Annotated in this window: 8 protein-coding genes; 5 read left to right on the forward strand and 3 right to left on the reverse strand. The window is 72.6% G+C overall.

Going from position 1 to position 11,116, the window contains the following annotated elements; translation table 11 throughout:
* The 3 genes from I6A60_RS03825 to I6A60_RS03835 all read left to right on the forward strand — a co-directional run.
* The coding region (locus I6A60_RS03825) for an ABC transporter permease subunit (protein ID WP_203055560.1) at positions 1-956 on the forward strand (956 nt) is incomplete at its 5' end.
* On the forward strand, positions 953-1,825 hold the full coding sequence (locus tag I6A60_RS43325) for an ABC transporter permease (protein WP_203017077.1): 873 nt from the start codon (positions 953-955) through the stop codon (positions 1,823-1,825). The genes I6A60_RS03825 and I6A60_RS43325, both read left to right, overlap by 4 nt.
* A gap of 164 nt (positions 1,826-1,989) precedes the next feature.
* Positions 1,990-3,111 (forward strand): ABC transporter ATP-binding protein, encoded by a 1,122-nt coding sequence (locus I6A60_RS03835; RefSeq protein WP_374113331.1) that lies wholly within the window; start codon positions 1,990-1,992, stop codon positions 3,109-3,111.
* A gap of 284 nt (positions 3,112-3,395) precedes the next feature.
* Here the strand turns inward: I6A60_RS03835 and recQ are convergent, their stop codons facing one another.
* Both recQ and I6A60_RS03845 read right to left on the reverse strand, forming a co-directional pair.
* Positions 3,396-5,360 (reverse strand): DNA helicase RecQ, encoded by a 1,965-nt coding sequence (gene recQ, locus I6A60_RS03840; protein ID WP_307873514.1) that lies wholly within the window; start codon positions 5,358-5,360, stop codon positions 3,396-3,398.
* Between the two features lie 125 nt (positions 5,361-5,485).
* Positions 5,486-6,250, reverse strand: a complete 765-nt coding sequence (locus I6A60_RS03845) for a hypothetical protein (protein ID WP_203023813.1) — start codon at positions 6,248-6,250, stop codon at positions 5,486-5,488.
* Positions 6,251-6,686: 436 nt separating this feature from the next.
* On the opposite strand from I6A60_RS03845, the gene I6A60_RS03850 reads away from it, so the two are divergent.
* Entirely contained in the window at positions 6,687-7,586 is a 900-nt protein-coding gene (locus tag I6A60_RS03850; protein ID WP_238434716.1) for a helix-turn-helix transcriptional regulator, read from the forward strand.
* Between the two features lie 32 nt (positions 7,587-7,618).
* On the opposite strand, the gene I6A60_RS03855 is transcribed toward I6A60_RS03850, so the two are convergent.
* Positions 7,619-7,906 carry a DUF397 domain-containing protein gene (locus tag I6A60_RS03855; RefSeq protein WP_203023812.1) on the reverse strand — a complete coding sequence of 96 codons (288 nt, stop codon included), beginning with the start codon at positions 7,904-7,906 and terminating at the stop codon, positions 7,619-7,621.
* Positions 7,907-8,323: 417 nt separating this feature from the next.
* Between I6A60_RS03855 and I6A60_RS03860 the strand changes: the two genes are divergently transcribed.
* A partial coding sequence (locus I6A60_RS03860) for a WD40 repeat domain-containing serine/threonine-protein kinase (RefSeq protein ID WP_203055561.1) occupies positions 8,324-11,116 on the forward strand: 2,793 nt, incomplete at its 3' end.

Genomic DNA, 11,116 nt, shown 5'->3' on the forward strand with positions numbered 1-11,116 from the left:
GGCCGGGGCCCCCCCCCCCGGGCCCCCCGCCGCCGGCGACTCCCACGCGGCCGGGCGTCGCCGTAGCGGGCGGCGCGCGGCCGCTGGCCCGGATGGCCCAGCGGGTGGTTCGAGGGGACGGGCTGGCGCTGCTCGGCACCCTCCCCTTCTTCGCCTATGCGGTGATCTTCCTCGGGTTCCCGACCGTGGCGGTCATCGTCGACTCGTTCAAGACCGACGACGGCAGCTGGACGCTGGGCAACATCCGGACGACCTTCGAGGGTCTCCACCGGACGGCGTTCATCACCAGCATCGAGGTCTCGCTGCTCACCGCGGCGATCGGCGTCGTCTTCGGCGGCCTGCTCGCGCAGGCGGTGCTGACGACCAAGCGCAACACCTGGCTGCGCCGGGTGGTCACCACCGCCTCCGGCGTGTTCGCGAACTTCGGCGGCGTGCCGCTCGCGTTCGCGTTCATCGCCACTCTCGGCACGACGGGTCTCGCCACCCGGTGGCTCAAGGACGTCGGGATCAGCCTGTCGTCGTTGGGATTCAACCTCTACACGTTCAGCGGGGTAGCCGTCGTCTACTCCTACTTCCAGATACCGCTCATGGTGCTGGCGATCACTCCGGCGCTGGAGGGGCTGCGCCCGCAGTGGCGGGAGGCCGCGCAGGGCCTCGGCGCCTCGACCTGGTCGTTCTGGCGCCACGTCGGCCTGCCGGTGCTCTTCCCGTCGATCGCCGGCGCGTTCCTGCTGCTGTTCGGCAGCTCCTTCGCGGCCTACGCCACGGCGCAGGCCCTCACCGCAGGCACCGTCGCCCTGGTCCCGATCCAGATCGGCAACCTGGTCTCCGGGAACGTCATCGCCGGTAGCCAGAACGTGGGCAAGGCCCTCGGCTTCGAGATGATCGTGGTGATCGCGATCGTGATGGTCGGCTACACCCTGCTGACGCGGAGGGCGTCCCGATGGCTGCGGTGACGACAGAGGACAGGTTCGCCGCCGTGCCGGCACCGGCGAGTGCCACGCGGGCGCGTCGCCCCGGCGGGAACCGAGCCTGGACGGTGATCCGGGTCAACGCCTGGCGCTGGGCGGTCTTCGTGGTCGCCGCGGTGTTCTTCCTGCTGCCGCTGGCGGCGTCGTTCGAGTTCAGCCTGCATGACCCGCATGGTGGCTACTCGTTCGCCTCGTACCGCCAGTTCGCGAAGATGCCGGGATTCGGCTCGGCGCTGTGGCTGTCGGGCAAGCTGGCGCTGATGGCCGTCGCGATCATGCTCGCGCTGCTCGTCCCGACGATGACGTTGGTGCACCTACGGTTCCCCTGGCTGCGGCGGGTGATCGAGACGATCACGGTGTTGCCGCTCGTGATCCCGCCGATCGTGCTCGTCGTGGGCTTCCTTGGGGCGTTCAGCTCGAAGGGGCCGTCCTGGATGCTGTCGTCGTCCTACGGCCTCGGCTTCGAGTACGTCATCCTCGCGCTGCCGTTCGCGTACCGGTCGCTGGACGCCGGCATGAGCGCGATCGACCTGAAGACGCTCGTCGAGGCGTCGCGCAGCCTCGGCGGCGGCTGGGCGACCGAGCTGTTCCGGGTCGTGCTGCCGAACCTGCGCACCGCCGTGCTCGGCGCGGCCGTCATGACCGTCGCGCTCGTGCTCGGCGAGTTCGCGATGGCGAGCGTGCTGCTGTGGGTGACGTTCCCGGTCTGGGTGGTCTCGGTCGCCCAGACGCAGGCCGGTGTCTCGGTCGCGGTGTCGATGATGTCGCTGCTGCTGACCTGGATCCTGCTGATGCTGCTCATCACGCTTGGCAGCCGGCGCGGCCGCCAGGCGAACATCCTTGGGGGGTTCTAGCCGTGGGCGAGACCGCGATGGCGGACGAGACCGCCGGCGAGGCCGGCGGGGTCGAGGACACGGGTGAGGCCGACGAGCTCGCCGCGGCGGCCGCGCTGCCGGGACCGGGCGGGCCCGCCGGGCCAGGCGTGGCCGGCCCGGTGGCGGGCGCGGTCGGGATCGAGATGCGCGACCTGCGCCGTTCCTACGGAGCGGTGCGGGCGCTCGACGGCCTGTCGCTGACGATCAGCCCTGGCGAGCTGGTCGCGCTGCTCGGGCCCAGCGGCTGCGGCAAGACGACGGCGCTGCGGGCGCTCGCCGGCTTCGAGCGGCCGGACTCCGGCGAGATCCTCGTCGGCGGCACCGACGTCACCAGCATCCCGGCGAACAAGCGCGGCATGGGCATGGTGTTCCAGGCCTACAGCCTGTTCCCGAACCTGACCGCACTGGACAACGTCGCCTTCGGGCTGCGGCTGCGCCGGATGCCCGCCCGCAAGCGCAGGGCGCGCGCCGGCGAGCTGCTGGAGCTGGTCGGGCTCGGCGCGCAGGCCGGCCAGTACCAGCACCAGCTGTCCGGTGGCCAGCAGCAGCGGGTCGCGCTCGCCCGCGCGCTCGCGATCGAGCCGCGGGTGCTGCTGCTCGACGAGCCGCTCTCGGCGCTGGACGCCCAGGTGCGTGCCCAGCTGCGCGACGAGATCCGGTCGCTGCAGACCCGGCTCGGGATCACCACCCTGTTCGTCACGCACGACCAGGAGGAGGCGCTCTCGATGGCCGACCGGGTCGGCGTCATGCGCTCCGGGCAGCTGGAGCAGCTCGCCGCCCCCGAGATCGTCTACGCCTGGCCCGAGACGCCGTTCGTCGCCGAGTTCGTCGGCACGGTCAACCGGCTGCCCGGCACGCTCGCCGACGGTGGCACCGTCGAGGTGACCGGCCAGCGGCTCCCCGTCCTGGAGGTCGGCTCCCAGGGCCTGGCGGGCGACGTCGACGTCCTCGTCCGGCCCGAGGCGGTCGTCGTCACGGCCGGGTCCGACGGCGCTGCGGGCGACGGCCGAGGTGCGCTCGGGCGGGTCGTGCAGCGTTCGTTCCGGGGCGCGATCACCCGCGTTCAGGTCGAGCTGCCCGGCGTCGCGCGCGCGGCCGTCGGTGGCAAGGGCAGCGCCGAGCTCGCCGACGCCACCGCCGACACGGCGGGCCTCGTCGTCGCCGACGTGGCCACCATCCAGGTCGGTGACCTCGCCCCCGGCGCCGAGGTCCGGGTCACCCTCGCCGAGCGCCCGGTGCTCGTCACCGCCCCGGCCCGAACCTAGCCAGACCCCGCCGGCCCTGACCGTCCCGCCGGCCCTGACCGTCCCGCCGGCCCTGACCGTCCCGCCGGGCCTGGCCATCCGGCGGGCCTGGCCGTCCCGGCGGGCAGGCCGACCATGATCGCCGTTTCAGCCCTGCCGTGGTTGCGAAACAGCCCGAATCGCGACCATGGGAGGGCTGAAACGGCGATCTTGGCCATGCCGGTGGTGGCGGCGGGCTGGGTGTGGCGGCGGGTGGGCGTGGGGCGGCGGGCGTTCGGTGGCGGGTGCTCGGCGCCGAGCGGGGGTTAGCCGGCGAGGGTGTCGAGGACCTGTTGGCCATACTTGGCGAGCTTGTTCTCGCCTACGCCGCTGATGGTGGCGAGGTCGGACAGCGTCGAGGGCGCCCGGCTGGCGATCTCGCGCAGGGTGGCGTCGTGGAAGATGACGTACGCGGGGACGCCCTGCTCCTTCGCGGTGGCGCCGCGCCACGCGCGCAGGCGCTCGAAGACCTCGAGGTCCGCGGCCGACAGGTCGACCACGGCGCGCTTGGCCTTGCCGTCCGCGGACCCGCCGCCCGACCGGGAGCCGGACCCGGCCTTCGCGACCCGCTCGGGGTCGCGCCGCATGAGCACCTTGCGCTCGCCCCGCAGCACCTCGGCGCTGGTGTCGGTGAGCACGAGCGTGCCGTGCTCACCCTCGACGGTGAGCAGGCCCTGGGCGAGCAGCTGCCGGACGACCCCACGCCACTGCGACTCGTTCAGCTCGGTGCCCACGCCGAAGACGGTCATGGTCTGGTGCTCGTGCTGGGCCACCTTCGGGGTGGCCCGGCCCAGCAGGATGTCGATGTGATGCCCGGCGCCGAACTTCTGCCGCCGCTCCCGGGCCATCCGCAGCACGGCGGACAGCAGCTTCTGCGCGGGGACGGTGCCGTCCCAGGTCTCGGGCGGGTGCTGGCAGGTGTCGCAGTTACCGCAGGCGCCGTGGCCCTCCTGGCCGAAGTAGGCCAGCAGCCCGGCCCGCCGGCACTCGACCGTTTCGCATAGCGCGAGCATGGCGTCGAGGTGGACGCCCTGGCGGCGGCGGTGCTGGGCATCGCCGTCCCCAGAGTCGATCATCTTGCGGAGCTGGACGACGTCCTGCAGGCCGTAGGCGAGCCAGGCGGTCGACGGCAGCCCGTCACGGCCGGCTCGGCCGGTCTCCTGGTAGTAGCCCTCGACCGACTTCGGCAGGTCGAGGTGGGCGACGAAGCGCACGTCGGGCTTGTCGATGCCCATCCCGAAGGCGATCGTCGCGACCATTACCAGCCCGTCCTCGCGCAGGAAGCGGGCCTGGTTCGTCGCGCGGACCCGGGAGTCGAGGCCGGCGTGGTACGGCAGCGCCTTGATCCCGTTCGCGGCGAGGAAGTCGGCCGTCTGCTCGACCGACGAGCGCGACAGGCAGTAGACGATGCCCGCCTCACCGGCGTGCTCGGTGCGCAGCAGGTCGAGCAGCTGCTTCTTCGGCTCCTTCTTCGGGACGATGCGGTAGGAGATGTTCGGCCGGTCGAAGTCGGCGACGAAGTGCCGGGCGTTCGCCAGGCCGAGCCGCTGGGTGATCTCCTGGTGCGTGGCCGGGGTCGCCGTCGCCGTCAGCGCCACCCGTGGCACGTCCGGCCAGCGCTCGTGCAGCGTGGACAGCTCCAGGTAGTCCGGCCGGAAGTCGTGGCCCCACTGGGCGACACAGTGCGCCTCGTCGATGGCGAACAGTGAGATCTTCGCCCGGTCGAACAGGTCTCCCGTCGACGGCAGCCGCAGCCGCTCCGGCGCGAGGTAGAGCAGGTCCAGCTCACCGGCGACGAACAGGGCCTCGACCGTCCTGCGCTGCCCCGGGTCCTGTGTGGAGTTGAGGAAGTCGGCCCGGACGCCGAGCGCCCGCAGCGCGTCCACCTGGTCCTGCATGAGCGCGATGAGTGGCGAGATGACGATCCCGGTGCCCGGCCGGACCAGGGCCGGGATCTGGTAGCACAGAGACTTCCCGCCTCCGGTTGGCATGAGCACGAGCGCGTCGCCACCGCCGACGACGTGCTCGATGATCTCGCCCTGGCCCGGCCGGAACGCCTCGTACCCGAACACCCGGCGCAGCACCTGCCCCGCGGCGCTGGGCGCGGCTGAACCGGGCGCGGCGGCACCGCCGGCGGCCGCGGCGGCACCAGCCGGGTGCTCGGCTCCGCTCGGCGCTTGAGCGTCTGCTGGTGAAGCGGTCTCGGCCGGCTCGGTCAGCGGCAAGGTCACCCCGCCACTGTAGGAGCCAGGTCCGACACCGGCGTCACCCGCCGGCAGCCTGTGGACAACCGGGCACGCGGCCCCGGCCGGTTCCGCGCGGCTCGCCACGACGAGGCGGGCCCGCCCGCGGCCCGTCACTCCAGCCAGGGGAGCTGCACGCGGTGGTCGGTGCCGTGCGGCGGGGTGACGAAGCCGTTCTCGACGAGCCAGTAGAGGTACTGGGGGTCGGTCAGGCCAACCCGGTCGGCCAGCCCGAGCCGCAGCGCGCGGTCGCGGACGGGGCGCAGCCGTTCGCGGATGGCCTCCTCGGTGACGCCGCCGAGGTGACGGCCGGTGGCCTCCAGCGTTCGCGGCTTCGCCGGCAGCCGCGGTGGCCAGGCCAGCAGCTCGGCGAACACGTGCCGCAGCGCCGCGTCCTGCTTCTCGGTCAGCGGCGTCGGCGGCGGGGGCGTGAACGTGATGGTCGTCGTGTTCCGCGCCGGGCTCGGGCCGGCCTTCGTGATCGGCAGCCGGTCGGCCTCCAGCAGCACCCAGTGGTGAGTGCCGCCCGGCTTGTCGACCGGCTCGGCGTTCAGAACCCGGATCGCGGCCCGCGGCCAGGAGACGTGCTCCGTCGCGGACATCTTCCTTGGCGCCTGACCCCACGGGTGAAGGACCGCGCCATGCCGGTTGGGTACGGAGACCTCCCAGCCGGACTCGGTGGCCGTCACGACGACCGCCTTGCGGGAGATGCCCTCGCTCCACACCTCGACCCCGAGCGCGAGCATCCCCTCGCGGCCGATGTCCAGGGTCCCGCCGATGTCGATCCTGGTGCCGGACGCCTTCTGTGCCCGCTGCGGCGTGTACTCGTAGACCAGGACCCACCGCTCCTGGCCGATCCGCGGCTCCGCCCCCCTCATCGCGCTGTCCCCTCGGTCTGGTCGGACGTCTCGTGGTTTCGCGGTTCGCGCGTCACACAGCCAGATGAGGGAAGGTGACGCGGTGAACGGCACTGTTCAGCGGGGCGCGTTGGTGGCGTGGGCGCGGCATTCCGGAGCCGGTCGGCCGCCGCCGTTCCGGTGGGCGGGCCGCCCGGCGCTACCCCCCCGTACGAGGCAGCGACGGGCGTGCCAGGTCTGGCGGGGGCGGAGCGCGGGAGAGCGCGGCTCCGCCCCCGCGGAAGGCTCCGGGACCGGGCCGCCGAGCCCCCGCGGCGGCGGCACTGGTACCAGAGCATGGTCACATTGTAGGTTCAGATGTAATTTGCATCCTGTATATGCAGGAAGAAATTTCCGTCCAGCCTACGGCGTGGTTGCCTGGATTGGTCAACCGGGTACGAGCGGCTGTGGTGGGGGGATGGAGGATCTCGTCATGGTTCCCGCGCGGTCGGATGCAGACAGGGCGACGAACGCGGTCCTGGCGCGCCGGCGGCTCGCCCAGGGCCTGCGGCGCTATCGGCAGCGGGCCGGACTGACCATCGAGGACCTGGCGCGCGGGCTGGAGTGCTCCGCGGCGAAGATCAGCCGGATGGAGACCGGGATTTCCGGGATCCGGATCCAGGATCTCACCGCGATCACCCACCTGATCGACTTCGCTGAGTCCGAACGCCGTGACCTGGAGGAACTGGTCCGCCGAGCCCGTGGCCGGGAGTGGTGGCAGGAGTTCACCGACGTCGTCCCGCCTGGTTCGGGGACCTTCTTCGGCCTGGAAGATGGCGCGGCCACGATCGAGATCCATGCCACCTCCCTGATCCCAGGCCTGCTGCAGACCGCCGACTACGCGCGGGCGCTGGTGGGCTCGGTCAACGGCGTCGCCCCCGAACTGCTGACGCGGCGCGTCGCGCTGCGCCAGCGCCGGCAACGGCTGCTCGACCGGCCCGACGCACCCAGACTCACCGTCCTGATGGACGAGGCCGTGCTGCGCCGGACGATCGGCGACGGCCCGCTGATGGCCGCCCAGTGGGAGCACGTGCTGCGGTGCGCCGAGAGCGCCGGGGTCGTGGTGCAGATCATCCGGTCCGACGCGCCCATCCACCCGGCCGAGGGCGTCGGCTTCACGCTGTTCAGCTTCGAGGACCAGGACCTCAGCCCGGTCGTCTTCGCCGAGGCGCTGGGCCAACAGACCTTCGTCGACGAGCCGGACCCGGTCCGGGTCTATGTCGACGCACTCGCCAGCGCGCAGCGAGTTGCGCAGACCCCGGACATATCGCTGGAGATGATGAGTAAACGCGTGAACGAGCTGAGAACAGGAGGCTGACCACGCCATTTCCGGAGTGGTCAGCGTGGCGGCTAGCACCCCGGACGTTCGAGCTCCCCCCGAGGGAGCTCGAACTCACCGTTGTGCACTCCACGGAGAAAGGCGGCCCACTCGGCGGTGGTGAACAGCAGCACCGGCCCGGCCGGGTCCTTCGAGTCCCGCATCGTGATGCCGGTCGAGGCGAAAGCGACGTCGACGCAGGCGTTTTCGATTCCGCAGAAACTGGTGCGCCGCCACTCCGGGGCCGACGGCGTCTTGCTATCACCTCCGGCTTCGACCTCCAGGCGCGATCCGCGACTGGGCCTCTCGTTGGTCACCATGCCCCTTCCTCCTCTGCGAACGGGGGCGCTGCGCGCGAGCCAGGCGGGCGGCAGCCGTCTCACCCCCCGCCTGAGACGGCTGCCGTCCTGGTGTCCACGGCCGTGTGGCTGTGCACGTCTCGATCAAACGGGAGTCCTCTCAAGATCACTAGCCTGCGCTGGAGCAGGGTGACGTTCCGCCGACTCCGGTGGCGTCCGGAAAAGCCGCTCCGCGCGGTTCCCGGAGACGCACAATGCGGACGCGCACATCCCGCGCGGCGACCGGCGCATGGGAGTCGCTATCGTCACCTCCCGCAGCCTGATGAACGAGCACCACATCTCGCGGCAACGGCGCCGTCGTCCTGACGCTCCGAGTACCATCTCGGCCCGGCTGGCTTCCCGGACGAGCAGCACAACGGCATTTCCACGGGGGATCTGATGTCTGACGCCGGTTTCTGGGTCGGGCCGGTTACGGCGCCCGACAAATATCGCCTGGTCGAGAACGTGGGCGGCGGCGGCGAGGGCGAGGTGTGGCGCGCGCATCTTCAGCTTTCGATGTCGGGCCGCAGTACCGTCGCCGTGAAGATCATGCCCGCGTGGCCGGGCGACGAGGCCGACTGGGAGAAGACCGACCGGCTGCTCAGCACGCTGCGGCACCCCGGCCTGGTCCGGGTCACCGACGTGTTCACCGGGCCGAAGCTGCACCCCGCCGGCCTCGCCGACCCCGGGACCCGGTTCGGCTACGTCGTCATGGACTTCGTAGAGGGCATGACGCTGCGGGAGTGGTGCGACGAGCACCCGGAGGCGCTGGTCTCCGAACGGATCCGGAAGCTGCGCAACGTCGCCGGGGCGCTGGACGAGATGCATTCGGGCCGGCTGACAGCCGTGCCGGTCGCGCACGGCGACGTGAAGCCGGCCAACATCGTGGTCGACCGGGACGGCAGCACGATGCTGGTCGATCTGGGGCTCGCCAGGCTGACCGACGCGACCGGGGTGTCCGGCCGCAGCGCGCCCTACGCGGCCCCCGAGCTACGCCTGCACGGCGCGATGGCGACGACGTCGGCCGACTGGTACGCCTTCGCGGCCACGACCGCGCAGATCCTGCTCGGCGAGAAGCTGCCGACGACCCGGGACGGCTGGCTGGACGAGGCGGTGCTCGCCGAGATGCTGCACCGCGATGAGCTGACCGGCCGGCGCCCGGCCCTGATCCAGCACATCCTGCGGACGCTCGCCGCCCCGCCGGAGCAACGGCCGGCCCAGGCGGGCGGCCCGCTGCCCGACACGCTGACCCACTGGCTCGACGCCGCGGCCGACACGCTCTCCCAGAAGACCGCGACCAGCGGCCGCCGGACTACGTCGTCGACGGCGGCGCCGGATCCGGCAGCTCCGTCCCAGCTGACGCCGGTCGAGGCGCCGCTGGCGCGGGCAACCCCGTCGTGGGCGGTCCCGGTTCAGCCAGCCCCGGCTCAGGCGGTACCAGTTCCGGCGGCCCAGGCGGCCCAGGCGGCCCCGGTCGAAGCGCCGGCGGCCCAGGCGGCCGCGCTTCCGACCGCGCCGGTTGAGGCGTCAGAGGCTCCGCCGTCCGCGCCACCCCCGGCCGAGACTTCACCGGCTCAGGAACCACCGATTCACGGCGCGCCGGCTCAGGCAGCCGCCCCCGCGGCCGCGAGCGCCACCGGGTTGCTCGACCGGAGCGGGCTGGCCGGCCCCGAGTCGCTGCCGGGAACACCCCAGCTGGTGGCCGCCGGGTCCGGGGCCGCCGTCCAGCGGCCGGCGGACGAGGAGCGCACCCAGATTCGCCGGGCGCCGGGCGACGCCCAGTCCGCCGGCACGCCCTATGGCTGGCCGCCGGGCGCCCCGGGCCTTCCCGGCCAGCCCGGCTTCCCGCCGCAACGTCCCAGGCCCCCGAGAGCGCACCCGGCCTGGGCGATCCCGGCCGTGATCGCCGCGGCGGTCGTGGCCGTGGTGCTCCTCGGCTCGGTGACCGTCGTGATCATCAAGTTCGGGGTCGGCTCCGGCTCGGGAAACGGTCCGCGCGTGATCGCCGGCACCCACCCGTCAGTGAGCACCGGACCCGTCGCAGCGGCCAGTCTGGCCGACACCGAGGCCACGTCCGGTTCCCCGGCCGCGGGGTCCAGCGCGGCTCCCGGCGGTTCGTCCAATGCCGGTTCCGGCGCGGTGGCGCCCGTGGTCGCGGTCCCGAACGGCCCGGTTAGCCAGAACAACCAGCCGGCGAACGTGCCCCCGGCGCAGACCGCGGGCTTCCACGCGGCGCGTACGTTGTCCGGCCACAGCAGCCGGGTGCAGGGCGTCGCGGTCTCCCCGAACGGGCGCACGGTCGCCAGCGCCAGCGATGACGGGACCGCCCGGCTGTGGGACGAGTCCACCGGCCAGGCACTGGCCGTGCTGCCCGGTTCGGGCAAGCAGGTGTCGGTGGCGTTCTCGCCCGACGGGAGCCTGCTGGCCGTCACCGCCGAGAACCGGTCGGTCGGGCTGTGGCGCGTGTCCAACCCGTCGTCCCCGCAGCAGGTGGGCACCCTGACCGGTTTCGGCGGCGAGGTGTGGGCGGTGGCGTTCTCGCCACTGGGCGGCGGCATCCTGGCGACCGGCAGCGCCGACGGCACGATCCGGTTGTGGAACGCCTCCGACCCGTCGTCGCCGCAGCAGCTGTCCAGCGTGAACCCGGGCGACAACCAGATCTGGACCGTGGAGTTCTCGCCCAACGGGCGCACCCTCGCCAGCGGCAGCCAGCGCGGTCAGATCCGGCTGTGGAACGTCGCCGACGCCTCGTCGCCCGGCATGTTCGGCACGTTGAGCGGCCATACGGGCGTGGTGATGTCGGTGGCGTTCTCCCCGGACGGAGGCACCCTCGTCAGCGGCAGCACGGACGCCACGATGCGGACCTGGAGCGTCTCGAGCCAGCGCCTGCTGACCGCCCGGAGCTTCAACAACGAGGTGTGGGAGGTCGTGTTCGCGCCGGGTGGGAGCACCGTGGCCGTCGCCTGCCGGGACCAGACGGTGCAGGTCTGGAACCTCGCCAACCCGCAGTCCCCGAGCTCGGTGGCCACCCTGACCGGTCACGGCGACCTGGTGTCGTCGGTGGCCTGGGTGCCGGGCGGGCGCACCATCGTCAGCGGTAGCTGGGACACGACGGTACGGCTGTGGACGTCGAGCATACCCCCCCCCAACCCCGGGCGGGGAGCACACCGCCCCCCCCACGCGAGGAATTTG

The sequence above is a fragment of the Frankia sp. AgB1.9 genome (assembly GCF_016786355.1).
Lineage (GTDB): Bacteria > Actinomycetota > Actinomycetes > Frankiales > Frankiaceae > Pseudofrankia.